The 24,823-nt window shown below is 62.5% G+C and carries 25 protein-coding genes; 15 read left to right on the top strand and 10 right to left on the bottom strand.

The annotated features are described in order from the left end of the window. The first annotated feature begins 64 nt into the window (after positions 1-64). Positions 65-1,264 carry a DUF4185 domain-containing protein gene (locus tag DBV08_RS16500; RefSeq protein WP_095972762.1) on the top strand — a complete coding sequence of 400 codons (1,200 nt, stop codon included), beginning with the start codon at positions 65-67 and terminating at the stop codon, positions 1,262-1,264. 6 nt (positions 1,265-1,270) lie between these two features. Here DBV08_RS16500 and DBV08_RS16505 read toward each other — a convergent pair whose 3' ends face one another. The 5 genes from DBV08_RS16505 to DBV08_RS16525 all read right to left on the bottom strand — a co-directional run bounded on the left by DBV08_RS16505 (position 1,271) and on the right by DBV08_RS16525 (position 5,940). Beyond that, a complete protein-coding gene (locus DBV08_RS16505) occupies positions 1,271-3,310 on the bottom strand; it encodes a YhgE/Pip domain-containing protein (protein WP_124568122.1) in 2,040 nt (679 codons plus the stop codon). Between the two features lie 133 nt (positions 3,311-3,443). Then, on the bottom strand, positions 3,444-4,040 hold the full coding sequence (locus DBV08_RS16510; RefSeq protein ID WP_124568123.1) for an SRPBCC family protein: 597 nt from the start codon (positions 4,038-4,040) through the stop codon (positions 3,444-3,446). Then, positions 4,037-4,414: a helix-turn-helix transcriptional regulator gene (locus DBV08_RS16515; RefSeq protein ID WP_124568124.1), complete on the bottom strand. Its 378-nt coding sequence runs from the start codon at positions 4,412-4,414 to the stop codon at positions 4,037-4,039. The genes DBV08_RS16510 and DBV08_RS16515 overlap by 4 nt, the downstream gene beginning before the upstream one ends. Before the next feature lie 62 nt (positions 4,415-4,476). Beyond that, the gene (locus tag DBV08_RS16520; protein WP_095972758.1) at positions 4,477-5,160 is read right to left on the bottom strand and encodes a GntR family transcriptional regulator; all 684 of its coding nucleotides are present in this window, start codon (positions 5,158-5,160) and stop codon (positions 4,477-4,479) included. A 36-nt stretch (positions 5,161-5,196) separates the two neighbouring features. Beyond that, on the bottom strand, positions 5,197-5,940 hold the full coding sequence (locus DBV08_RS16525; RefSeq protein WP_260395617.1) for an aspartate/glutamate racemase family protein: 744 nt from the start codon (positions 5,938-5,940) through the stop codon (positions 5,197-5,199). A 158-nt stretch (positions 5,941-6,098) separates the two neighbouring features. On the opposite strand from DBV08_RS16525, the gene DBV08_RS16530 reads away from it, so the two are divergent. From DBV08_RS16530 to DBV08_RS16550, 5 genes are all read left to right on the top strand, one after another. After that, positions 6,099-6,803, top strand: a complete 705-nt coding sequence (locus tag DBV08_RS16530) for a type 1 glutamine amidotransferase (protein ID WP_260395618.1) — start codon at positions 6,099-6,101, stop codon at positions 6,801-6,803. Positions 6,804-6,922: 119 nt separating this feature from the next. After that, complete coding sequence (locus tag DBV08_RS16535; protein ID WP_124568125.1) at positions 6,923-8,092, top strand: DUF4185 domain-containing protein; 1,170 nt, start codon at positions 6,923-6,925, stop codon at positions 8,090-8,092. A 22-nt stretch (positions 8,093-8,114) separates the two neighbouring features. Beyond that, on the top strand, positions 8,115-9,377 hold the full coding sequence (locus DBV08_RS16540) for a response regulator transcription factor family protein (RefSeq protein ID WP_124568126.1): 1,263 nt from the start codon (positions 8,115-8,117) through the stop codon (positions 9,375-9,377). A gap of 148 nt (positions 9,378-9,525) precedes the next feature. Then, the gene (locus DBV08_RS16545) at positions 9,526-10,614 is read left to right on the top strand and encodes an S-(hydroxymethyl)mycothiol dehydrogenase (protein ID WP_124568127.1); all 1,089 of its coding nucleotides are present in this window, start codon (positions 9,526-9,528) and stop codon (positions 10,612-10,614) included. Then, positions 10,611-11,237 (top strand): MBL fold metallo-hydrolase, encoded by a 627-nt coding sequence (locus DBV08_RS16550; RefSeq protein ID WP_007730862.1) that lies wholly within the window; start codon positions 10,611-10,613, stop codon positions 11,235-11,237. Before DBV08_RS16545 ends, DBV08_RS16550 begins: the two co-directional genes overlap by 4 nt. A 49-nt stretch (positions 11,238-11,286) precedes the next feature. On the opposite strand, the gene DBV08_RS16555 is transcribed toward DBV08_RS16550, so the two are convergent. Together DBV08_RS16555 and DBV08_RS16560 are read right to left on the bottom strand one after the other, a co-directional pair. Continuing rightward, on the bottom strand, positions 11,287-12,270 hold the full coding sequence (locus tag DBV08_RS16555) for a phosphotransferase enzyme family protein (RefSeq protein WP_260395619.1): 984 nt from the start codon (positions 12,268-12,270) through the stop codon (positions 11,287-11,289). After that, positions 12,260-12,751, bottom strand: coding sequence for an Lrp/AsnC family transcriptional regulator (locus DBV08_RS16560; protein WP_124568128.1), 492 nt, complete (start codon positions 12,749-12,751; stop codon positions 12,260-12,262). Before DBV08_RS16560 ends, DBV08_RS16555 begins: the two co-directional genes overlap by 11 nt. Before the next feature lie 137 nt (positions 12,752-12,888). Between DBV08_RS16560 and kynB the strand changes: the two genes are divergently transcribed. From kynB to DBV08_RS16575, 3 genes are read left to right on the top strand one after another with little or no spacing between them, the layout of a single operon-like run. Next, entirely contained in the window at positions 12,889-13,605 is a 717-nt protein-coding gene (gene kynB / locus DBV08_RS16565) for an arylformamidase (protein ID WP_124568129.1), read from the top strand. Next, positions 13,602-14,867, top strand: a complete 1,266-nt coding sequence (kynU, locus tag DBV08_RS16570) for a kynureninase (protein WP_124568130.1) — start codon at positions 13,602-13,604, stop codon at positions 14,865-14,867. The genes kynB and kynU overlap by 4 nt, the downstream gene beginning before the upstream one ends. A 52-nt stretch (positions 14,868-14,919) precedes the next feature. Continuing rightward, entirely contained in the window at positions 14,920-16,353 is a 1,434-nt protein-coding gene (locus DBV08_RS16575; RefSeq protein WP_019745676.1) for an amino acid permease, read from the top strand. A 13-nt stretch (positions 16,354-16,366) separates the two neighbouring features. Here the strand turns inward: DBV08_RS16575 and DBV08_RS16580 are convergent, their stop codons facing one another. After that, positions 16,367-17,053, bottom strand: a complete 687-nt coding sequence (locus tag DBV08_RS16580) for a dienelactone hydrolase family protein (protein WP_124568131.1) — start codon at positions 17,051-17,053, stop codon at positions 16,367-16,369. 73 nt (positions 17,054-17,126) lie between these two features. Between DBV08_RS16580 and DBV08_RS16585 the strand changes: the two genes are divergently transcribed. From DBV08_RS16585 to DBV08_RS16600, 4 genes are all read left to right on the top strand, one after another. Next, a complete protein-coding gene (locus tag DBV08_RS16585) occupies positions 17,127-18,071 on the top strand; it encodes a pyridoxal-phosphate dependent enzyme (RefSeq protein WP_124568132.1) in 945 nt (314 codons plus the stop codon). Continuing rightward, on the top strand, positions 18,068-18,925 hold the full coding sequence (locus DBV08_RS16590; protein ID WP_095972741.1) for an AraC family transcriptional regulator: 858 nt from the start codon (positions 18,068-18,070) through the stop codon (positions 18,923-18,925). The genes DBV08_RS16585 and DBV08_RS16590 overlap by 4 nt, the downstream gene beginning before the upstream one ends. A gap of 94 nt (positions 18,926-19,019) precedes the next feature. Continuing rightward, positions 19,020-20,003, top strand: coding sequence for an ABC transporter substrate-binding protein (locus tag DBV08_RS16595; RefSeq protein ID WP_124568133.1), 984 nt, complete (start codon positions 19,020-19,022; stop codon positions 20,001-20,003). Between the two features lie 419 nt (positions 20,004-20,422). Next, a complete protein-coding gene (locus DBV08_RS16600; protein WP_124568134.1) occupies positions 20,423-21,589 on the top strand; it encodes an alkane 1-monooxygenase in 1,167 nt (388 codons plus the stop codon). Positions 21,590-21,626: 37 nt separating this feature from the next. Here DBV08_RS16600 and DBV08_RS16605 read toward each other — a convergent pair whose 3' ends face one another. Both DBV08_RS16605 and DBV08_RS16610 read right to left on the bottom strand, forming a co-directional pair. Continuing rightward, positions 21,627-22,574, bottom strand: a complete 948-nt coding sequence (locus tag DBV08_RS16605) for a nuclear transport factor 2 family protein (protein ID WP_124568135.1) — start codon at positions 22,572-22,574, stop codon at positions 21,627-21,629. A gap of 2 nt (positions 22,575-22,576) precedes the next feature. After that, on the bottom strand, positions 22,577-23,215 hold the full coding sequence (locus tag DBV08_RS16610; RefSeq protein WP_124568136.1) for an NAD(P)-dependent oxidoreductase: 639 nt from the start codon (positions 23,213-23,215) through the stop codon (positions 22,577-22,579). A gap of 167 nt (positions 23,216-23,382) precedes the next feature. On the opposite strand from DBV08_RS16610, the gene DBV08_RS16615 reads away from it, so the two are divergent. Beyond that, positions 23,383-24,354, top strand: a complete 972-nt coding sequence (locus DBV08_RS16615; protein ID WP_124568137.1) for a serine/threonine dehydratase — start codon at positions 23,383-23,385, stop codon at positions 24,352-24,354. 58 nt (positions 24,355-24,412) lie between these two features. Then, positions 24,413-24,814: a hypothetical protein gene (locus DBV08_RS16620; protein ID WP_020971062.1), complete on the top strand. Its 402-nt coding sequence runs from the start codon at positions 24,413-24,415 to the stop codon at positions 24,812-24,814. Positions 24,815-24,823: the final 9 nt, after the last annotated feature.

Here is a 24,823-nt window from a genome sequence, read left to right on the forward strand (position 1 = left end):
AGATTGTCCGAGGTTCGGGGGGAACGACGACAACAACACCAACAATCCCGGCCTTGGGGGAGTCATGTTTCGCGCGGGGAGATCGTTGGGAGTGTTCGGAACAGTTGCTGCGATTGCGGCCGCTGCCGTCACGGCGGTGGCTTCGCCGGCGACGGCGGCGCCGGGATGCGTCGGAGTGAGTGGTGTCGGCAGTGCCGGAGGGCCGGCCAATGCGGCGCCGTGGCTCAACGGCAACACCGGAGGGTTGCCGGGCCTGTCCGGGCGTACTACCGCGATCGAAAAAGTCACCGGGACATACAGTCCCAACAAGACGGTCGATCGCTTCAATGTTCTGGGCACGGATCTGGGCATCATGTGGGACAACGGTGCCGGTCAGATTCTAACCGCTTTCGGTGACACCACCGGGCTCAGTCGCAACCCCGCCTGCGACGGTTTGGTGGGCGAGTGGCGAAGCAATGTACTCTTCCGCAGCTCGGATCGGGTGCTGGCCGACGGTATGCGCATCGACAGCGCGCCGATGGACGGCGCCGGTCAGGCACGCGAGATCATTGCCGGTCTGAAGGTTCCGGGCGTCGAGGCGTCCAGTATCCCCACCAGCGGCATTGCGGTGAACGGTGTGCAGTATCTGAGCTACATGTCGGTGCGTAACTGGGGTGAGGCCGGGCAGTGGAGCACGAACTACTCACAGATTGCCACTTCCTCGGACAACGGCGAAACGTGGGCCACGCATCCGGAAACGCTGCGCCCCAACATCGGTGGTGTTCTTCCCACCGGTGTAGGTCCTGTTGCCGGTAGTGAGAACTTTCAGATGAGCTCGATGGTGAAGGATGGCGGGTTCGTCTACAACTACGGAACCCCCGCGGGACGATCCGGCGAGGTTCGGCTTTCTCGCGTCCCCGAGGATTCGATCCTTCAACTTTCCGCCTACGAGTACTGGAACGGAAACGGCTGGATTCGCGCCGATCCAGCTGCGGCCGTACCCGTCATGGACGGCCGCATCGGTGAGGTCTCCGTTCAGTACAACGAGTTCCTCGGCAAGTTCGTCGCGATGTACGCCGACGCGTTCAGTTCGATCGTGATGCGTACCGCGCCCAGTCCTGTCGGTCCGTGGACAGCGCCGGAAACACTGGTCAATCTGGTCGAGGTTCCCGGTATCTACGCTGCCTACATCCACCCGTGGTCCAGCGGTTCGGAACTGTATTTCCTTGCCACCACGTGGGCCGACTACAACGTCATGTTGATGCGTACGACGCTCGTTCGCTGATCCGACTCACGCTTGCGTTTGCTGGAGGTACACGATCTCCTCGGTGATCGGCGCGTCGTCCTCGGCGTCTGTCGGCGGTTCTTGTCGGCGGCGCCACCAGATGGTGAACAGGACGGCACCGATCACCAAGGCAGCCAGAGCGAATACTGCCACCCAGAATTTCGGGCCGTAGTAGCCGACGAGGACCATGCGCATGGCGTTGCGCGCCCAGGTCAGTGGCATCAGAGCGTGCAGCCACTGCAGAACGGTCGGCATCTGTTCGATGGGATACACCGCGCCGAAGGCGAAGATCTGAATCATCAAGGCGCCCAGGGCGATGAAGGTTCCGTTGACGGCACCGAACACAACGGTGAAGAGCCTGCCCGAGCTGACCGCGGCGGCACCCACCAGGATCATCACGGCGATCATCGCCAGGACGCTCGGCGGTTCGACGTGTGCCACGGTCAGTGACACCACCGACAACACGAGCGCCGCGACCAAGGTGACCAGGGCGGGAATGCGGTAGCGGCGCAGCCCCTCGCGCACCACACTCGTGTGCGAGTTCAGCGAACGTCCGTGTCGTGGGCGGACAACGAACCAGGTGAGAATTCCGCACAGGAACAGCGCCACCGAGATCACGGCAGGGACGGCTCCCGGCCCGAAACCGGCTGCGGGGTAGTTGTTCCGCGCGTCGACGGCAACCGGGGACGAGAGCAGATTGGCTGTGGTGGCTCGTTCGTCGTCCGAGAACTGCGGCACCTGGGCGGCGCCGTCGGACAAACCGGTGGCGAGTTCTGCGCTGCCCGCGTCGAGCTCGCCGACGCCGGCCGATAGCTGCCCGAGACCGTCACGGAGCGCGATACTTCCGGTGTCCAACTGCCCGAGTCCGGTAGAGAGTTCCTGTGCGCCGGTAGCGAGTTGGCCTGCGCCGTCGGACAGTTGGCCTAGTCCCGTGTTCAGTTCACCCGCACCGGCAGCCGCGGCAAGAAGCCCGCCACGGTAGTCGCTGCTCGGGTCGGTGAGCTGCCGCGAGATCTCCCGCGCACCGTCGCGAAGCTGACCGAGCTGACCGATCACGTCGTCGTCCGAGGGTTGTGCGGTCAGGGAGGCCCGCAGTCCGCCGAGCGCTTCGACGAGTCCGGTGGAGACCGGATCGGTCGAGTTCCGAAGCATCGAGGTGAGGGCATCGATCTGACCGACGACGGCGTCGGAGGACCCCGCGAGGTCGAGTACCGGGGTGGTGACCATGTCGACCACTTCGCTGATCTGACGAGCTCCAGCGCCGAGTTCGTCGGTGCCCCCGACCAACTGGTTGAGTCCGCTGCTCAACTCGCCCGAACCTGCAGCAGCTTCGCCAGCTCCAGTGGCCAGCTCGCCGGCTCCGGCGGCCAGCTCCTTGCCGCCCTGATTGGCTTCACCCATGCCGGTTGCGAGTTCCTTGCTCCCGGCGTAGAGCTCGTTGGTTCCGGCCAGTGCCTCGGAGGACCCGTCGGACAGTTGTTGCGCGCCCGCGGCTGCTTCACCGAATCCTGTTCCGAGTTCGCCCAACCCGACCAGCACTTGGTCGATGGACTGCTCGCCGATCGACTCGGAGACTGCCGAGCGCACCTGAGCGATGATGCTTTCACCGACCGGGCCGGCGACCAGACTGTTGTAGTCGTTGTACAGAACGTCGAGCTCGGCCTTGCGGCCCGAACCCGATGCGGCACTGGCCACGTCCGCGCTGAAAGTCTTCGGAATGACGACGGAGAAGTAATAGGTGCCGTCGTTGACGCCGTCGGCGGCTTCCTGCTCGGAAACTACCTTCCACGCGACGTCTCCGCTCTCGACGAGCGCGGCAACAACTTCGTCGCCGGCTTGCAGGCGTGTTCCGTCGAGTTCCGTGCCCGCATCCGCGTTGACGATGGCGACGGGCAAGCGGTTGACCGTGTCGCCCGGATCCCACAGTGCCCACATGTAGAACGCCGCAATCGACAGCGGTGCGATGACGAGGACAGCGAGAACTGTCCGGATGATGTGCGTGCGTCGCGTCGTTGCCGCGTTGTCGACTACGGGTTGTGGCGCCATGTGGAGCTCTCTTCTCGTGGACCGAAGCAGTTGTGGCACGAAAGAAAGCCACCAAAACTGCTGGACATACGTCCAGCTCGGTCACGATACAAAGCAAACGGCCATCCTGTGACCGTTTTCGAAGAATTGGGCGTTACCGGCCGTCGTGCTCTGTCTCGATCTTTGCCCACTCCCGCCCTCGGAAGTTGGCGAGGCGAAGCTCCTCTGCTTCATCGAAGGTGTACCACTCGGTGCTCGGCGCATCGGGGAGAGTGCCGCGCAAGTATTCGCCCAGGTAGTGAAGAGGGCCTTCCCATCCGGTTCCGACGCCGTAGCAGCCAGTGTCCGGGTCGTTGCGGAAGACGTCGGCTACGGAGGCGTGCTCCAACTCGAGCCAGGTGGCGTCGGGGCCGTCTGCGGTCAGCCGGATCTCGACCTGATCGCTGTATCCGCGATCGCCGGGTGGGGTCCACTGCAGTCGCAACAGGTGTGGAGCGTCGCAAGCCAGGATCTCGCCACTTGCCTGGCCTTCGAAAGCGTACGAGCCGCCCACCTGGAAGTCTCCGCTCACCGGCAGGAAGAAGCGGTTGATCCGGTCAGGGGTGGTGATGGCGTTCCAGACGTCGTCGACCGAGGCGTCGTAGCGGCGCTTGAGTACGGCTGTTCGAGCCGCACCTTCCGCGATGTCGCGGTTGCCCATGCTCCGCTCTACCGCGTTGAGGCTGGCGTCCTGGTTGGCGATCTCGGTCATTGTGAGTCTCCTTCGTCGGAAGAATTCGATGGTGAAGATCTGCTCCGCTTCGAGCCGCGTCGTTTCCCGCGTGCGAGTTCTGTGGCCAGTGCGTCGAGAGGGCCGCTCCAGAACTGCCGGAATCCGTCGAGCCATTGGTCCACTTCCTGCAATGGCGCGGGCTCGACGGCATAGAGACGCCTGGTGCCTTCGCTGCGGACCGTGGCGAATCCGTTTTCTCGGAGCACTCGCAAGTGCCCGGACGCGGTCGGTTGCGAGATCCCGAACTCCGCTGCCACGACTTCGGCGATCTGACCCGCCGAGCGCTCGCCGCCGGACAGGAGTTCCATGATTCGTCGCCGAACGGGGTCTCCGAGAACGTCGAACGCATGCACCAGTCATTTATATCGGCAATGGCCAATATAGGCAAGCGCCGAAACTTGCAGTCGGGGGACGGTCAATCCGAGAGTGCGAACTCGTCAGCGTCGAAGAGTTCACCGATCAGCCCACCGAGATGGCGTCGATGTTCGGCCGACAGCGTCGCTGCTGCCTCGGCATCGTGGTCGGCGCACAGGGCGATCAGCTTGTTGTGATGGTCGACGGAGTCCTGGCTGCCGAGGAGGCTCGAGAACTTGCGGTAGTAGATGCGGTGAATTTGCGGGTGAACCTGGTGGATCAGCTTCTTCAACAGTGGATTTGCAGCAGCGTCGATGATGACGCTGTGTAGGCGATCGTCTGCGGTCAGGGCTCGGCCTATGTCGTTTCGCTTGACGGCAGCGGCGAAGTCCTTGTTGGCGGAGCGCATCGCCCCGATCATCTCGTCGGTGAGGTTCGGTACGGCGGTGACGACGGCCAGTTGGTCGAGAGCTTCGATGACCGCGAGTGTTGCCTCGACGTCGCCGCGATCGAGGGTGGTGATGCGTGTGTAGGCTCCGGGTTTCGCTTCGACGAGTCCGGTGTCGACCAGCCTTGCGAGCGCTTCGCGGACCGGAGTTCTGCTCAATCCCAGATACTCGGCGAGTTCGCTGTCCTTGATCTTCGAGCCCGGCGCCAGTTCGCCGGTGACGATCGCTTCGCGAATGCGTTCGAGAGCGATGTCGCTCATTCGTGCTCGCTCAACCGGTTTACCGCCACGCAACATACTGGATATCGTACTCTGCACGTTGCTTGTCGCAGGTCAGCCCAGGTCGGCCAGTGACGCGTGTTTCCGGGCATCCGCAACCTGCCGGAGTAGGGCGCGGGCGAGAATTGTTGCCGGATCGATGATCTGACAGGTTGTGGCGTCGGCGGGCAGTCCGAGCGGAATCTCGGTGCATCCGGCCACGACGACCTGCGCGCCCGATTCGGCGAGAAGATCAGCGGCCCTGACGAGTTTGTCGGCGGTCTCGTCCCCGAGATTGCCGCTCTTGATTGCTCGGATCGCCGACATCACCAATTCGTCCTGAATCGCCGGTTCGGGCACCAGGACGTCGATCGAGTATTGCGACAGCCATTGTTGATACAGCCCGGTGTGGACCGTCCCCGTGGTGGCCAATAGCCCGACGGACGTGACGGCGGGCGCAAGCGTCCGAATGTGCCGCGCAACTTCGTCGATCATGTGGACGACGGGAAGCCCAAGTTGGGACGAGATGCCGGGCAGGAAGGCGTGGGCGGTATTGCACGGAATGGCGAGCGTCGTAGCGCCCGACTCTCGGAGGACGCGCGCACCTCGGATCAGCCAGGGGGTCGGGTCCGGGCCGTTCTCGGTGAGTGCCAAAGTCCGGTCGGGAACGGTGGGATCGGCCCAGATGACAACTTTGGGGTGCTCCTGATCCGTCGAACCTGGCGTCAGGGCAACGAGTTTGGAGTAGAAGTCCGCAGTAGCGGCGGGGCCCATCCCGCCGAGTATTCCGATGACGGGTTCGCTCGTGGCCATCCTCATGTGACAAGTACACCCTTCTGGCATCCAATATATTGGATGCTACATTTTGTTGATTAGGGTGCGGGAAATGGCAAGTAGTTGTCAAGCGTGACGCCGCCGCGACCGGCAGCGGAAAGGGTCATAGGCTTGCCGGCATCGGGAGCGAAAGGACCGCGGGCATGCATTTTCTGGAACTACGACACGCGCAGTGCGAACCCCCAGCGGCGTATGCGCCCGTCCTGGAGAGCTACGGAGATGTGCAGACCGTTCTTCTGGGAACCGACCCGCTTCCTGACCATCGACGGTTCGACGCCGTGATCGTGATGGGCGGGCCGATGGGCGTCGGCGATCAAGGCGAGGTCGAGTGGCTGACGTCAGAGATCGAGTACATTCGCGATCTGGTCGAGAGCGACGTCCCGGTGTGGGGAGTGTGTCTGGGTTCGCAGTTGCTCGCCGCAGCGCTGGGTGCTCGCGTCTACACGGGCGCGGTGCCCGAAGTCGGAGTCGAGGAGATCACCTTGACTGCCGAGGGGCGGCAAGATCCGGTGTGGGGAGGTCTGCCCTCCACTTTTCCTGCGATGCAATGGCATTCGGACACCTTCGAAATCCCGAACGGCGCGGTGCGGCTCGCAGGCTCTGCCAAGTATCCGAATCAACTTTTCCGGTACAAGCAGAGTTACGCCGTTCAGTTTCACCTCGAAGCGTCGTCCGAGGTGGCGCGCGAATGGATGGAACTGGCCGAGTACCGCGATTCGCTGCATGCTTCGTTGGGGGCGGACGGTCCGCGCGTCTTCATGGAGCAGTTGGGTGCTGCCGAGTCGCAGGGGCTCGAGATTGCCGAAGCCGTGATGGAGAAATGGTTGGAATCCATCTCCATCAAATAGGCCCGTTTTGTCTAGATTGACCGATTTACCTGTTACCTTGTGTTCTCGTGGGTGGATGAACCGATCCGGTCGAGCAAGACACCTCGTAGAGTCCGGATCTCCCCCGCGAAAGGGGAGCGATGCGCCGGATACGGAAGATATCGACAGCAGCAGTGACGTGTGTACTCGCGTCGACCGCGGTCTTGGGAGCGACCCAGGCGCAAGCGTCCCCGTGGGATTGCAACGTCACCGGCAGCTTGGATCAATCAGGTGGGCCGACCAATCCGATTCCCTGGCTCAACGGCACGGACGGCAAACTGCCGGAACTGCAGGGGCGCACGTCCGCCGTCGAATACATCACGGGCGCACTCAGCCCCAACCAAACCGTCGAGCGGTTCAATGTTCTCGGCACGGATCTCGGCATCATGTGGGACAACGGCGCAGGTCAGGTCCTGACTGCTTTCGGTGACACCGTCGGAATCGGATCTGACCCCCTGTGCTCCGGGGTGGTCGGTGACTGGCGCAGCAACGTCCTGTTCCGTAGCTCGGACGGAAACCTGTCCGACGGCATGAACATCGACTCCTCGCCGACCGACCGGCCGAATCATTCTCGCGAGATCATCGGAAGTCTGAAAGTCACCGGCGTCGAAACCAGCAGCATTCCGACGACGGGTATCTCGGTGGGCGGCGTTCAATACGTCAACTACATGTCGATTCGTTCGTGGGGAGGGTCGGGCGAGTGGGTCACCAACTTCTCGCAGATCGCGTCCTCGCACGACAACGGTGAGACCTGGCAGATCGAACCGGCCTCGTCCCGGCCCAATCTGCCGTTGACGGGTAACGACAACTTCCAGATGGGTTCCTTCGTCAAAGACGGTGGTTACGTCTACAACTTCGGTACCCCTGCGGGACGCTTCGGCGAGGGGCGCCTCTCACGCGTGAAGGAAACCTCCATCGCGGACGTCGCGGCGTACGAATACTGGGACGGAAAAGCGTGGGTCCCCAACAATCCCGCTGCCGCTGCAGTAGTTCTCGACGGGGACGTCAGCGAACTGTCGGTGCAGTACAACAACTATCTCGGCAAGTTCGTCGCGATGTACTCCAACGAGTGGGGCGCCCTGGTGCTACGGACGGCGTCGGATCTGACCGGTCCGTGGAGTGCACCGGACGTCGTGATCGGCACCGACGCGGTTCCGGGGCTCTACGGCGCCTACATGCACCCCTGGTCGCAGGGGCAGGACCTCTACTTTCTCGCCACCACCTGGTCCGACTACAACGTCATGCTCATGAAGACCACGCTGCATCAGTGAACGGGATGGTTATCGTTGAACGGTGAGCACCACCGACAACGCGTTACTGATCACCGCCCTTCGCGACGTGTTGGTGGGCCCACTTCCCGAAATCGGCCGACGATTCTCGACGCTGATCGCGGACATGGCGCCGCACACCTCTCTGGTGATCTTCACCCGTGAGTGCACCGGTAGGCCGCGCAAGGTCGCCGGGGATCCAGCCGTCGTCGATCGTGTGACCATCGCCGAACTCGACCGCATCCGTACAGATCTCACTGTCGGACAAATCTTTCGGGGAAAGTGCGCTATCGCCGGCCGGGACCGTGAAGTGCTTGCGATGCTCGATCGAACCGATACGCTCCTCGTTCTGACGCCGCACCCCGGACCGGTGAAAACGGCATCTCTCGAATTGATCCAGGCGCTGTTCGCAGTGACTGCAACCGGAATCCAGCTCCAGGTCCGGAACGCGAGCCCCGCATATCTCGCCGAGTCGCGGGCGGCGTCGTCCGAGCGTGCGCGCACCGTGGCAGAGATGACGGAGGTGCACGCGGCCACCCTCGAAACGATGCTGGCGACGCTGCGCTCGGCCGATCTCGACGACACACGTGCGCGAACCTCGGCCAGGGAGACTGCGGCCTCGGCCCTGATCGGCCTTCGTTCAGCCGTCGACGTGCACCGCGAGTTGGCCGAAGAGTCCACCACCACGGCTTTTGCTCGGATGCGCGGGGAATTGCGTTCGCTGCTCAAGCATCGCGAAATCGCATTGGAATTGGTGGAGCCACCCGTCGACGGGCGCGGGCTACCCGGCGAAGTGGCGCACGGCGCCCGCGCGGTCGTCCGCGGCGCAGTCTTGGCGTTGTCGGATCAGCAGACGCTCTCGCGAATCCGGGTGGCCTGGACGCTCGACGCGGCTTCGCTCTCGATCGACATCCGCGACGACGGCGGCGGTGAAGCCGACGTGGTTGACGTGGAACGCCAATTGCGTTCGAGGGTAGAGACTTTGGGTGGAGCCGTCGAGTCCGAGTCGACGCCCGGGTGGGGGAACCGGATCAGTGCAACCATCCCTCTCGACGCCCCCGTCGCCCTACCGAACCGCGACGTCCTGACGGAACTGGCTCCGCGGGAGTTCGAGGTACTCGAGCATCTGGTGGCCGGACGACGAAACAAGGCGATCTCGGAGCGCCTCGGCGTCAGTGAGAGCACGATCAAGTTTCATGTTGCCGGGGTCCTGCGGAAATTGGGCGTCGAGAGTCGGGGTGCGGCCGCCGCCGCGGGCGCCGAGGCTGGCGTGAAACCCGCGCCCTAGTCCTTTCGGCCAGGTTGGTCAGTCAGTTCGACCAGGGTTGCGGGCACCTACTTCGGGCTAACCTTTCAACGAGTGCACATATCGCAATGTGAAAACACTGCGCCATGTGACGACACGTCCTCAATCGCACGAAGCCAGGAGCAAAGCCATGCCACAGCAGGTACGCGGCGTCATCGCCCGGTCCAAGGGTGCCCCCGTCGAAATCGTCCCCATCACGATTCCCGATCCCGGCGCCAACGAGGTAGTGGTCGCCATTGCAGCGTGCGGTGTGTGCCACACCGACCTGACCTACCGCGACGGCGGAATCAACGACGAGTACCCGTTCCTGCTCGGGCACGAGGCGTCGGGCATCGTCGAGAGCGTCGGCGCCGGCGTCACTCATGTCGAGGTGGGTGACTTCGTCGTCCTCAACTGGCGTGCCGTGTGCGGGCAGTGTCGCGCATGTAAGCGCGGTCGCCCGCAGTACTGCTTCGACACCTTCAACGCCGAGCAGAAGATGACGCTCGAAGACGGCACCGAACTGACACCGGCACTCGGCATCGGCGCATTCGCAGACAAGACGCTGGTTCACGAAGGCCAGTGCACCAAGGTCGACGCCTCGGCCGATCCGGCTGTTGTCGGACTGCTCGGTTGCGGCGTCATGGCCGGCATGGGCGCCGCGATGAACACCGGCAACGTCGGACGCGGTGATTCGGTTGCCGTGATTGGTTGCGGCGGCGTCGGCGACGCAGCGATTATGGGTTCACGCCTGGCCGGTGCCAACACCATCATCGCGATCGACCGCGATCCCCGAAAGCTGGAGTGGGCCACAGAACTTGGCGCCACGCACACGATCAATGCCACCGAGGTCGACGACGTCGTCGAAGCAGTCCAGGAGCTGACCGGAGGTTTCGGTGCCGACGTGGTTGTCGACGCAGTCGGCCGCCCGGAGACGTGGAAGCAGGCGTTCTACGCCCGTGACCTCGCAGGAACCGTAGTGCTGGTGGGAGTTCCGACGCCGGACATGAAGCTGGAAATGCCTCTGGTGGACTTCTTCTCGCGCGGCGGAGCCCTCAAGTCGTCGTGGTACGGCGATTGCCTGCCCGAGCGTGACTTCCCCGTTCTGGTCGACCTGTACCAGCAGGGGCGTCTGCCGCTCGAGAAGTTCGTCAGTGAGCGCATCAAGCTCGACGAGGTCGAGAAGGCATTCGAGACGATGCACCGCGGCGAGGTCCTCCGTTCGGTGGTGGTCCTGTGACATTGCGTGTCGATCGCGTCGTCACCTCGGGCACGTTCAGCCTCGATGGGGGAACGTGGGACGTCGACAACAACATCTGGCTGATCGGTGACGACAACGAAGTCGTGATCGTCGACGCAGCTCACACCGCGCAGCCGATCATCGACGCTGTCGGTGGACGCAAGGTGATCGGAATCGTCTGCACCCACGGCCACAACGACCACGTCACCGTTGCGCCGGAGCTGGCCGAGAAACTCGACGCTCCGATCTACCTGAACCCGGCCGACGATGTCCTCTGGGAGATGACTCACCCCGGGGTGAAGCATCTGAGCTTGGAAGATGATCAGCGTATTGCTGTGGCGGGCACGGACATTCTCGCCATCCACACACCCGGTCATTCCCCGGGGTCGACGTGCCTCTACCTGCCGGAGGCCGGTGAACTGTTCAGCGGCGACACCTTGTTCTCCGGTGGTCCCGGTGCTACCGGGCGGTCGTACTCCGACTTCCCGACCATCATCGGGTCCATTCGCGACAAGTTGTTCGCGCTCCCCGCCGAGACCAAGGTTCACACCGGTCACGGCGACGGCACGACGATCGGTACCGAGGCGCCGCATCTCGAAGAATGGATCCGCGCCGGATCCTGATGTGATCAGAAGCGGAGTGGGGACGCCGGTACCGGCGTCCCCACATTTGTCACAACGCTGATGCCCAACCGGCGGTGTCGTTCTCACCCGGGATCGCCATCAGGCCGTGCCACAGCTCGAGGATCTCGAACCATTCTGTCTCGGATCGGCTGAGGGGACGTACAGATTCGTAGCCGGCGCGCAGGCTCTGCCGTACCGCGATCGGTGTCGGTCGCCAATCGGTGAACAGGGTGCCCAGATAGACGCATGCCTTGGCCAGGTCGCTCACCCGGTGGTCGATCACCACGTCGTCGAAGTCGAGTACCCCGGTGGTCTGAGAGTTTCGAGTCAAGATGTTGGCTGCACGGAAGTCGTTGTGTACCAGTTGTGTTTGGTCATCGAGCTCGGGCACCCGCGCAAGGAGGTACACGAGCCTACGCGTTGCCTCAGGCGCGAACCCGCGGTCGAAATTCTCGAGCCAACCACCGATGCGCTCCTTCAATCCGGTGCTGCGCGACGAGAAAACCGATCCGTCGACATGGGTGGCGCCAAGCGTTCGGTGTATTTCTGCCAGACATGCTCCTGCCGAACGGACCGCCGCGTGGTCCTGCACGTCCAACCAATCTCCCGCCAACTCCGGCAGTACGGTGAACGACACTGCGCACGAAGGCCCTTCCAGTGTTTCCCACGCCGGTAGTGTTTCCCGGTCCAATCCGTTCAGGGACGTGATTGGCGACGGAACGGGCGCACCCTGCCCGGCGAGTGTGCTCAGTAACCGCGTCGACGCCTCCAGCTTCGGGAAGCGCGCGGTGGCCCGCGACCACTTCACCACCAGGCCACCTCGGTCGCTCGCAACCCACACAATCGCGTTCTGGTCACTGATCGCCATTCGCGAGCACTCGAGGGCCGTCAATCCCCAAATCTGCTCGAGTACCGCCGAGACCCAATGGGTGGCTGCGCCAAAGCTGTTGAATCCGAATCGCTCCTCCAGAGCGGCTTCCGGCTCCACCGACTCCCAGAGCATGGACAACCCGAGTGGCATTTCAATCGCCATGACGCAGTTCGCTGAAGATCAAGTTGGTCTGGGTATTGGCGATGGCCGGATCGTTGAGGTGTGCGCTGACGAAATCGCGAAGCCGAGTGGGGGATTCACACGAGACGTGCACCAGGAGATCACGGTCCCCACTCATCAGGAACACTCGCTGAACGGAATCCAATCCGCTCAGGTGCTCGGCAATTTCCGTCATCCGGCTCCTGGCGTGGGAGTGAATCAGAATCGACACCATCGCCGAGATCTCGAGGCCGAGTAGCTCGAGGTCTATGTCTGCGTGAAACCCCTTGATGACGCCCGATTCGCGTAGCGCACGCATCCGCGCCAGAGCGGTCGACGGCGCTATCCCGACCTTCTCGGCGAGTGCATTGTTGGGGATGCGTGCATCCCGGACGAGTTCGCGGAGAATCGCTGTATCGACGTCGTCGAGCCGAACATGATTCGGCCGAGCCGCGGCTGCCGCCCGTTCGATCGCATTAATCATCCGATTTCTCCCTGCCGTCGCGAAAATATTCAGCAACTATTGACCGCGCCCGTCGATGATTCTAGCTTTTGCCAAACACATCGAATTATCAAACGGTCGAGATCGACACAGTCGACTGTTGCGACGAAGGGGTCCGGATGGTTCCGAGGATCGGCCGACACACGGGCGATTCGGGGGCGCGGGTGATCGACATCAGCCCGCCGATCTCCGAATCGACGCCCGTGTGGCCAGGTGATACCGCCTTCAACCGGGCTGTCACGTCAGACCTGGGCGGCAGTGACGCCGTCACCATCAACAGAATCACCACCACCCCACATATCGGTGCTCACGCCGACGCACCGGCGCACACCCGCATCGACGGTGCGCCCATCGGTTCCGTTCCCCTCGAGCCCTATCTCGGTGAGGCCCTGGTGGTCGACATGACGGGGGTCGACGGTGCCGCATGCATCAAGCCCGTCGGAGAGACGGTGGAGCGACTCGGCGGCCATCTGCCGCAACGGCTGATTCTGAGGACCTACCCGAAGTACCCGAGCGAGTGGGACAACGACTTCGCCGGCGTTTCTCCGGACCTGACTCACTGGTTCGCCGACCGCGGGGGCGTTCTGATCGGAATCGACGGCGCCTCGTTCGATCCGATGGACAGCAAGACCATGGACGGGCACCACGCGGCAAGCGATCGTGGCGTCGCGATCCTCGAAGGACTTTGCCTCGACGACGTCGACGAAGGCTACTACGAGTTGATCGCACTGCCGCTGAAGTTCCTCGACCTCGATGCCAGCCCGGTACGGGCCGTGCTCCGGACTCTGCCTTCATCACCCTCAACGCCGACACATGCAGGAGAAGAATCGTCATGACATCGACAACCACCCTTTCGTTGGAAGACTGCGTCAAGGCCGACGCAGTGGATCCCCTGAGAGAGTTCCGCCGCGAGTTCGCGATTCCGGAGGGCGTTCTCTACTTCGACGGAAACTCGCTCGGCGCGCGTCCCGTTGCTGCACAGGAATGCGCCGCGAGAGTGATCGGCGACGAGTGGGGCAACGGCTTGGTTCGCAGTTGGAACGAGGCTGGATGGTTCGACCTCCCGGTCCGCCTCGGTGACAAACTTGCGCCGTTGCTGGGAGCAGGTGAAGGCGAAGTGGTAGTAACGGATTCGACGTCGATCAACCTGTTCAAGGCATTGGCCTCCGCGCTGTCCATCGCGGCCGCACAGGATCCCGGCCGGAAGGTGATCGTCTCCGAGCGCGACAATTTCCCCACTGACCTCTACATTGCGGAGGGCATCATCTCGCTGCTCGATCAGGGATACGAACTACGCCTGATCGACAAACCGGGCGACCTCGCCGAGGCGGTAGGGCCGGACACCGCCGTGGTGATGTTGTCGCACGTCAACTACCGCACCGGAAACCTGTATGCGATGGCGGAAGTCACTGCAGCAGTGCAGGAATGTGGCGCGCTCATGATCTGGGACCTCGCACACTCTGCTGGCGCCGTGACAGTCGACCTGGGCGGCGCCGACGCCGACTTCGCGGTCGGGTGTACGTACAAGTACCTCAATGGTGGTCCGGGTTCACCTGCATTCATCTGGGTCAACCGTCGCCATCAGAACACCGGAATCCAGCCGCTGTCCGGGTGGTGGGGGCACGCGCGACCGTTTGCGATGGAGTCGGCCTACGAACCGGGCGCGGGAATACGACGGTTTCTGAGTGGTACTCAGCCCATCACGTCGTTGTCGCTCGTCGAGTGTGGTCTCGACGTCGCGCTCAAAGCTGACATGGCCGACATCCGGAGCAAGTCGCTCGCGCTGGCCGATCTCTTCATCGATCTCGTCGAGGAGCGTTGCGCGGCCTACGGTTTGGAGTTGATCACGCCTCGCGAGCACGAGCGTCGTGGCTCGCACGTGAGTTTTGTTCATCCCGAGGGCTATTCGATCATGAAGGCTCTCATCGCGCGGGGCGTGATCGGCGACTACCGCGAACCAGGAGTGCTGAGGTTCGGTATCACTCCGCTCTATCTCGGATATGCCGACGTGTGGAACGCCGTCGACGTGTTGCGAGACATCCTCGAGAACAAGTCCTGGGATCGCCCCGAATTCCGCGAGCGCGACGCAGTCACCTGATTCTTCCAAGTTTCCGCGGACCGGGAGGTACCGCCTTTCGTAAGGAGCTTTCATGAGTGATTTCAAAAACATTCAGCAGCGAGAATCAGGTCTCAAACGCGAACTCGGCCCCAAGCAGATGAGCATGATCGCGCTCGGTGGTGCAATCGGCACCGGACTCTTCCTCGGCAGTAAGTTCGCCATCGGATTTGCCGGCCCGAGCGTCATCATCAGTTACGCGATCGGCGGGCTGATCGCCCTGCTGCTGATGGGTGCCCTCGCCGAAATGACCGTCGCACATGCGACATCGGGTTCGTTCGGTGCGTACGCCGAGTTCTACGTCGGACCGTTGATCGGCTTCCTCGTTCGCTATCTCTACTGGTCATGCATCGTCCTCGCGGTCGGTACCGAGGTCACCGCGATCGGTGAATACATGCAGTTCTGGTTCGCCGACGTACCGTCGTGGCTGTGGATCGTGTTGTTCTCCGGAGTGTTGATCGGCGTGAACATGTTCAACGTCAAGGCCTTCGGAACGATGGAGTACTGGTTCTCGACGATCAAGGTCTTCGCGATCGTGGCGTTCATCGTGATGGCAGCGTACGTCGTGTTCGGTAGCGGAAACCCGGACTACGGATTTCACAATTACACAGCCGGTGGCGGATTCTTTCCGAATGGTCTGTCCGGCATGTGGTTTGCCGTGATCGTATCGATCTTCAGCTACTTGAGCATCGAGATGATCGCCATTGCGGCCGGTGAGGCGGAGAACCCGGCGGTAGCGGTGAAGAAGGCGTTCCGTGTGACGATCGTCCGACTGTTCGTCTTCTACATCGCAACCCTTGCTTTGATTCTGGCAATTGCTCCGATGGACAAGATCTTGAGCGGTGGAAGCCCTTTCGTCACGGTGATGCAGGTCGTGAAGATTCCGGGCGCAGACAGCGTGCTGAACTTCGTGGTGATCATCGCTGCACTGTCTGCGATGAACAGTCAACTGTACGTGTCTTCGCGAATGATGTTCTCGCTCTCGCGTGCTGGTGACGCGCCGGCTGTTCTCGGAAAGGTCAGGGCCAACGGCTCGCCGGTCAACGCCTTGCTGCTGTCGACGTCGGGCATCGCCGTCGCGACCATCGTCTACGTTCTCTTTCCCGAGCAGGCATTCACGTTGATGATCTCGTTGTCGATGTTCGGAGCGATGGCGACGTGGCTGCTGATCTTCGTGACGCACTGGTTCTTTCGCAAGCGGATGGCAAGCGAAGGACGAACCCTCTCGTTCACGATTCCGTTCTTCCCGGTGGGGACGATACTGGGTGGTGTCCTCATGGTCGCGATCCTCGTCACGACATTGTGGGTCGAGGATTTCAAGATGACCTTGGTGTTCGGGGTGCCGTTTGTTCTTGCCGTGATCGGCATCTACTACTTCACCCGATCACGTCGGGCGCAGAGTCGAGCGGTAACGGCTGAACAGGTTCAGGACGAGATCACCGGCACGGTGGTCAAGCGAGTTCCCTGACTTACGTTGGCAATCATAAGGTTTCGGTGAAGAACTCCATAGTGCGGGTCCAGGCGAGGGCAGCAGAATCCGGGGCGTAGTGGCTGGTCGAAGTGTCGTTGTTGAACGCGTGGCCGGCGTCGGCATAGCGGTACACCCGGGCGAGATCGGACGCGGTTGCGCGCAATTGCACGACGCTCTCCGGCGGGATACTCGGATCGAGGTCGCCGTAGTGACCGAGCCACGGGACCTGCAGTTGCGCTGCAAGTTCGGTGCCTGCCGCGATTCCGTCCCACCGGGCCTCGGCGACACCTCCGCCGTAGTACGTGACAGCGGAATCGACGAGGGGTACCGCGGCACACCACAGTGACGCGGTGCCGCCCATGCAGAATCCGAGGGAGCCGACTCTGTCGGCTCCCTCGGATCGGCTGTAGTCGACGGCGGCACGTACGTCGTGGCCGATGCTTGTGCTGTCGAGTGCCATGAGCGCATCCTTCGCGGACGGGAAGTCGGTGAAGGAGGTCTGTGCGCCGCGGTGGTAGAGATGCGGGGCGACGGCAAGGTAGCCGGCGTCGGCGAGGCGTTCGAGGATGCTCTCGATGTGTTGGTTCACGCCCCACGCTTCTTGGAGAACTACTACCGCATGTCTCGGTTCACTCGGCGAATCCGGTCGGCTGACGGTCAGCGGTACGTCACGTGTGGTCGTCGTGAAAGTTCCCATGTCCCGACTGTATGCGAGCACGGACTGTATTCGAGCACAGCCTGTAGGTGCACGGTCGAACTAGACTCGTCGAATGTTCAGTTCCGCCGTACAGCCGATCAGCCTGGGCAGTTGGCCGACGCCCGTCGAACCTTTGGCGCGTTGCGCGAAGGCACTCGGATTGGGGCCGGAAGACCTGTGGATCAAACGTGACGACGCCACCGGCCTGGGCGGCGGCGGCAACAAGATCCGAAAGCTGCAGTACACCTGCGCTCAGGCTTTGGCGGTCGGCGCGACGACTCTGATCACTACCGGTGCACCGCAAAGCAATCACGCTCGGTTGACTGCAGCGGCAGCAGCTCGGTTGGGATTGCGTTGTGTGCTGGTGCTCGGTGGTGCCGAGCCGGAATCCGTGCAGGGAAATCTCGTTCTGGATGCACTCGCGGGCGCTGAGATCGTCTGGGCCGGTGGGGACACGGCATCCGCGGTCGACGCCGCGGTGCAGGCCGTCGCTGACTCGGGCGGAGTTCCTTTTGTCATTCCCTTCGGTGGCACCAGCGCGGTGGCCGCGCAGGGCTACGTCGACTGCGCACGCGAGATCGAGCAGCAACTCCCCGGAGTGGATCGCGTCGTGGTTGTGCTCGGATCGGGCGGAACGATGGCTGGCCTTGTCGCCCATCTGGGCGTCGACAGGGTTGTCGGCGTCGATGTCGGGGCTGTTGCCGATCCAGTGTCGACTGTCGCTGGGTTAGTGGACGAGATGCCCGGGTCTACTGTGCGAGCCGAGGATCTTCAGATCGTCCGAAACCAAGTTGGCCAAGGCTATTCGACGCTTACGGAAGCATCAGCCGGCGCGATCAGATGTTTGGCTCGTACGGAGGGCATCTTCCTCGACCCGACGTACACCGGCCGAGGCTTTGCGGGATTGATCCAACTCGTGAAGGACAAGGCCATCACGGCGGGATCAAAAACGGTCTTCCTGCACACCGGTGGGTTACCCGGCCTGTTCGGCCACCCCGAACTGTCGACTCTGCGGTGAGCGAGCAGATCGACTACCCGCTCAGCAGTCCACTCGACGAACTGTCCGAGTGGCAACGCGTGGTGCGACCGCTGCGTGTCAGCGCCGACGGTTACCTGCGGTTGGCGACCAATCGGCTGGCGGTCGATTCCGACTACACCTGGGACATGCACCGCCACAGCGATCACGAATTGCTGTGGGCGATCGATGGTGTTCTCGAGGTCCGTACTCCGGAGACCGTGTACACCGTGCCGAGCGGGGTCAGTCTGTGGATCCCCTCCTTTGTTCCCCACGAGGTGACGGCGCGCAGCGGCACCGAATTGTCGTGCACGTGGTTGGTGGCATCCGATGTGACCGGGTTGGATCGTGTGGTGGCCTTGTCCACCCCGCCGCTGCTCGAACAAGTACTCGATCACCTCACCCGAGACGACCTGACGGACGCGGAGCGTCGGCGAGCCGAGGCGTTTGCCATCGACCTCGTCGAACCCGTTCCGCGACTGATTTTCGATGTACCGCTGCCGACGACGCCGTGGCTTCGGCAGATCGCAGATCAGTTGGTTGCCAGCCCGGCCGACACCCGATCGGTGGAGGAGTGGGCCGCCGACGCGAAAGTCAGCACGAGGACCCTCACGCGAAGGTTTCCGGTTGAGACGGGACTGACCTTCTCGGAATGGCGTATGCGACTGCGGGCTCATCACGCGATGCAACTTCTGGCACTCGGTCGAAGCATCTCGTTTGTGGCGCGGAAGACGGGTTTTCGTTCCGAAAGCGCGTTCGGCGCGGCATTCCGTCGAACGATGGGTGTGACTCCGGGCGAGTTCGCAAGCCTGATCGATCATCCGCGCACGCCGATGGCCGATTGGCTACAGGACTAGTCCGAACAGCGACTCAAAGGGCCTCGATCGGACTTGTGTAGCGCCCGAGAATCAACTTAGGGTTGGCTAAACAATCACCCTGTAGGAGTTCTGCGTGCGCGCAATTCGATCATCTTCTTTCGGTTCCAGAGTCATCGCAGCGGCGGCAGCAGCCGTTGTCGGTGCGATGCTGATGACCGGATGTTCCTCGTCGTCGGCCGATTCCGAGCAGACTGACGTCCGGACCGTCGCGTCGGCGTACGGGGACATCGAGGTTCCGGTTTCACCGCAGCGCGTCGTCGCCGCGTCGTACGACACTCCTTGGCAGCTGATGTCCCTCGGAGTGAAACCGGCTGCTGTGCAGGACTACGGCAAGTGGATCAGTGAATTCACGCCGGAGCAACAGGCCTTCGTCGACGGGCTCCCGACCATCGGGCCTTTCGGGGAAATGAACTTCGAAGCGATCGCTGCGGCGGATCCCGACATCATCGTCGGTGACGCCGACGAGGTGGACCAAGCGGCGTTCGACCGTCTGTCGGGCATTGCGCCCACTGTCATCGTCAAGGGCGAGAGCCGGGGCGACTGGAAGACGATCACCACCGAGATCGCGGAGGCGATCGGCAAGACCGACGTGCTCGAGTCGACGCGCACTGCTTACGAAACGAATCTCGAACGTGTTCGCGGCGAGTACGCGGACGTGATCGCGAACAACAAGTGGATTCACATTTCACTCGGAGACGCACCCGGCGCGTTCTCGGTTCAGCAGCCCACCGGTGCGATCGGCAATTTGGTCGTCAACGAACTCGGATTGGTGTATGGGCCCGGTGTTCCGACCAATTACACCGATGCCGGATACGAGTCCTACCCGATGGAGCAGTTGGCCGACATCATGAACGGTGTGACGGTCGTGCTGTACCCGCTGAACGCGGACGGGTCGACCAGCGCGGCGGTTCAGGCGGTCCTCGACGACAACCTCTTCACGAGGCTGCCGGCGGCGCAGGCTGGGCACGTCTTCGGATTGCAGTCGAGCGTCACAGATTTCGTGACCGCGAACGGTTGGCTGAACGAAGTGAAAACGAAGGTGTTTGCAACGCTCTGACGCTTGCTCACCTTTGGACTGCGCGCCCGCAACCGACCAGTTGAGGGCGCGCAGTCTTTTTGGTTGCTATCTGGGACGAGGATCCTGTCCCCTGCTTATGATTTCTGTCACTGGTGGTTACCGTTACTCGTTGAGGCGGATCTGGGCTGATCTTGCCAAACCCTTGACGTTTCGACGCGCAGCGAAAGGCTGTGTCGGTGTCGATTGCCGCAGATCGATGGGGTATTTTGTCCGGATCAGCTGTCGGGGTGAACAGTCGCTTCTCGGGGGAGAGCGCGTGCCGGACATGTGTCCCGGTCGGTTTCCAGTAGAGCACCGTGCGTTCGCGGCCACATCCGTCAGCGCGTGAGTCGTGGTTTGCTGAGCGTGAACGGTGCGTGGGGCGAATCGTTCGAGGGGATGAAAGGCGAGATCGGCGAATGACAGCTACTTCCGACGCACGGCATACCGGATCGAAGGCTGTCCAGAACACCGACTCGCCGTCCGGCGAAAATCCGCGCTGGCGCGACCGCAAGAGGTACCTGTGGCCGCTCGGATTGCTGATTCCACTCAGCCCGTTCATCTCCTGGTTTCTCGTCGACAACCTCCGTCTCGGATTGTTCTGGGCGACCGGTGCGTGGTTGCTGGTCATCGTCATCCCGATCATCGACATGCTGGCCGGTGAAGACGGCGAAAGTCCGCCGGACGATGCGATCCCAGGGCTGCAGAAGGACCGCTACTACCGTTGGTGCACTTACGCGTTCCTCCCCTTGCAATACGCCGGTCTGGTCTTCGCCTGCTGGTGCTGGATCAACGCTCCGATGGGAATCGCGGAGAAGATCGCGATGTCGTTCACGGTGGGCGTAGTCGCCGGCGTCGGTATCAACGCGGCCCACGAACTCGGGCACAAGAGCGAGAAGGTCGAGCAGTGGCTCGCGAAAGTGGCGCTTGCACAGTCTCTGTACGGGCACTTCTACGTCGAACACAACTTCGGCCACCATGTGCGTGTAGCTACCCCGCAGGACCCCGCCAGCTCACGGTTCGGCGAGAGCTTTTGGTGGTTCTTGCCACGAAGTGTGTTCGGCGGACTGCGTTCTGCCTGGCGCATCGAGAGCGCTCGACTCCAGCGTAAAGGCAAGCGAACCTGGAGCCTCGAGAACAACGTCCTCAACGCGTGGGCGATGAGCGTTGTCCTCTTCGCGACGCTGATCGGCATCTTCGGTTGGGAGGTTGCACCCTGGCTCCTGCTGCAGGCAGTTGCCGGATTCACCTTCCTCGAAGCGGCGAACTACCTCGAGCATTACGGTCTGCTGCGCGGCAAGCGTGCCGACGGCTCGTACGTTCGCTGCAGCCCCGCTGACAGTTGGAACAGCGATCACGTCGTGAGCAATCTGTTTCTCTACCAACTGCAGCGGCACAGCGACCATCACGCCAACCCGAAGTTGCGGTACCAAAGCCTGCGCAGCGCAGCCGAAGCCCCGCAACTCCCGGCCGGCTACGCAGTGATGATCGTGATCGCGTGGATACCACCGCTGTGGCGCCGGGTGATGGATCAGCGCTTGTTGGACTACTACGACGGCGATCTGGAACGAATCAACGTCGGCTGATCGCGCAGCCCTCTCTGAACTGTGCGGAGTTGTCGTCTCAGCGACCGTCGTCCCACACGGTGTTGCCGCTTGCAGTCGTCGACGGGTAGTCCTGGACGGCGTCCCAGTGTTCGACGATCTTGCCGTTCTCGTCGAATCGGAAGATGTCCATCGAGCCGCTGCCGGCCGTTCCCTCACCGGACGAAGCGAAGGTCTGAACGAAGACGAAGTCGCCCTCGGCTACCGTTCGCGGAAACGTGGTGGCCTTGTCTCCGGTAGCAGGTTCGATCCCGGCCAGAGCCGTGACAAACGCATCCCTACCGTCCGCGAACGAGGGGTTGTGCTGCGTGTAGGTCGGGCCGATCAACTGGTCGGCAGCCTCGGCGGCTTTGCCTTCGTTGAAGGCGAGCTGCAGGAACGTCAACGCGTTGGCCGTGTTGCGCTCCAGAACTTCTGACGTCCTGGACGGCGACGAGGTGGGTCCGTCGAACATCGTGTTCGGATTCGCGGACGTTTCCGGCACGTCTTGAATGGCATCCCAGTGTTCGACGATCTTGCCGTTGTCGACGCGGAAGATGTCGAATACGGCCTGGCCGCGGTCGCCGGGAGCAGACGTGGTGTGAGACTGGAGGGCAACCAGATCGCCCTCGGCGAAAACGCGAGTGATCTCGACATGCAATCCGGGTGTGGCCGCGACGTAACCACCTATGCCGCTCACGAATCCGGCTGCCCCATCGGCGGCGGTCGGATTGTGTTGGATGTAGACGTCGCCAAGGTACCGGTCTGCGGCTTGCTGAACCTGACGGCCGTTGAACGCCAGTTCGTAGAAATCCGTGACGATGGTCTTGTTTGATTCGAGTTGATCGCCCTGTTCGGCGACAACGCTCGTGGACGTCGTAGAACTGCTGGGCGTTGCGGATTCCGCGTCGTTGGAGCACGCGGTGAGCAGGAGGGCGGCGGCAGCGGGAACGGTCATCCAGGCTGCGCGCCTACGAAGGTTGCTCATGTTCAGTGTGCGACGGTGAAACGCTGGCGACGGTGTGCCGGAGTCTCGATCTCGTCGACGAAAGCGTGTGCGTAATCTTCGCCCGCGATGGCGGAGTTCCCCTCGGCGTCCGTCAGCAGAATGTCGCCACCCACCTGAAAGGATCCCTTCGGAGCGACGCCGGCATGGGCGCCGAATGCTGCGGCCGGGCTCACGTAGAACCAGTCGACATTGCTGTCAGTTGCGCGGAGCGCGTCGAGGACGTCGGCGTGAGCGAGCGCCTCACCCTTGTACGCGTCCGGGAAATCGGGAGTATCGACGACGCGCGGACCGCCCTCGGCGACCAACAGGCTGCCGGCTCCACCGACCACTGCAATGCGGGCGCCGTTGCGTGCTGCGGCATCTGCGAGGGGAGTGACGGCGTCGAGCAGGCGCTTGCCGTCGATCTCGCGAGCGGGGATGGCAACGACGACGACGTCGTTGTCTGCCGTGATCTGCTCCACGATCGTGTTGTCGTGAACAGAACCCTGCACGACATTCGTCTCGGTTCCGGACTGCGCGCTGCGAGCGACGACGGTTACCTCGTGGCCGCGTGAAGCGGCTTCCTTCGCGATTGCGCTTCCTGCAAAACCGTTTCCACCGAATACTGCGATCTTCGACATGGGGTGTGCCTTTCCTTGATGACGCTGTTGTTCTTGTAGTAGTAAATTTATTCACCCCGATGGTCATTGTCTCGGTCAGATGCGGGCACTCTTTGGTGAAAAACAGACATTCCAACGACGGCAGGCCGACTGCTTCGGGTCGAAGTTGCGAACCGTAGGGTTGGTGTATGACTCTCACCGCCGACAACAATGCAGGTCCACTGGCAATTGAGCGCTCGGATGTCGAAGCCGCGCGAACTCGTATCGCAGGGCTGGCGCGGCGAACCCCGATCTTCCGAACTGCGGTGCCGACGCCACACGGTGAGGTATCGGTTCTGTTCAAGCTCGAGTACCTCCAACACGGCGGTTCCTTCAAGGTGCGCGGCAGTCTCAATGCAGTGGAACGAGCTGTAGCCAACGGCACCATGCCCGATGCCGGCGTGGTGATCGCGTCCGGCGGCAATGCTGCGATCGGCGCTGCGTGGGCAGCACGACGGCGGGGACTCACCTGCACAGTGGTGGTGCCGGAGACGGCGCCCGAAGCAAAGGTGAAGGCACTCGGGGAGTTGGGTGCAACCGTTCACAAGGTCGGCGACCGGTATGCACTCGCTGCTGCCGCTGCTGCGGACATCGCACGCACCAGTGGTGCGCTCGAACTACACGCCTACGACCTGCCCGACATCGTCAGTGGGGCCGGCACCATCGCTCTCGAGATCGAAGACGAGGTGTCCGGGCCGATCACGTATTGCATCGCGGTCGGTGGTGGTGGATTGGTCTCCGGAATCGTGGCGGCGGCTCGCCCCGAAGATCACGTGGTAGCCGTCGAGCCGACCGGAGCTGCCACCCTGCACACCTCGCTCGATGCGGGGCGTCCGGTAGACATCGAAGTGAACAGCATTGCCGGCGACTCATTGGGGGCCACACGAATTGGCGCCATCGCCTGGGAGACGCTGCAGGAGAGTTCGGTAGACAGTGTTGTGGTCGACGATGATTCGATCCGACAGGCTCGGGCATTCTTGTGGCGGGAGTTCCGGATTCTGGTGGAGTTGGGCACCGCGGCAGCGTTGGTTCCGGTTCTGAACGGAACGGTGACGCCGCCGTCCGACGGTGAGCTGTGCGTCGTTTTGTGCGGTGCCAACACGCATCCGACCGACCTGTAATTTTGGCGTCTTTGTTTGCCTGCGTGTGAGAAAGCCGCAGGTGGGTACCTCTCGCAGTATGAGTACCAGCAGCATTATCTGGATAATTGTTGCCGTGGTCGTGGTGATAGCGATCGTGGCCGCACTCCTGTGGGTGGCGCGAAACAGGCGCGACGAGCGTCGTCACATCGAGGCAGAACAGATCCGCGAAGACGTCGCAGACAAGTCGCTGCAAGTAGGCGAGCGCGAGGCGCGGGCAGAAGAGACGGCAGCCAAAGCGCGCATGGTGCAGGCAGAGGCCGATGCCAAAGCGGCGGAAGCGTCTGCGCTGCAACATCATGCAGCGCAGCATCGGAAAGAGGCGACGAGTTCTCGCGAGGAACTGAACCAGCAACGAGATCATGCAGACACGATCGACCCCAAGGTTCCCAACCCCGAAGAACCGCGGTCGACGCCGGATCAGAACCCTCGAAACCCTTGATCTCGAAAC

The sequence above is a fragment of the Rhodococcus sp. KBW08 genome, assembly GCF_003852455.1.
Taxonomy (GTDB): Bacteria; Actinomycetota; Actinomycetes; order Mycobacteriales; family Mycobacteriaceae; genus Rhodococcus_F; species Rhodococcus_F baikonurensis.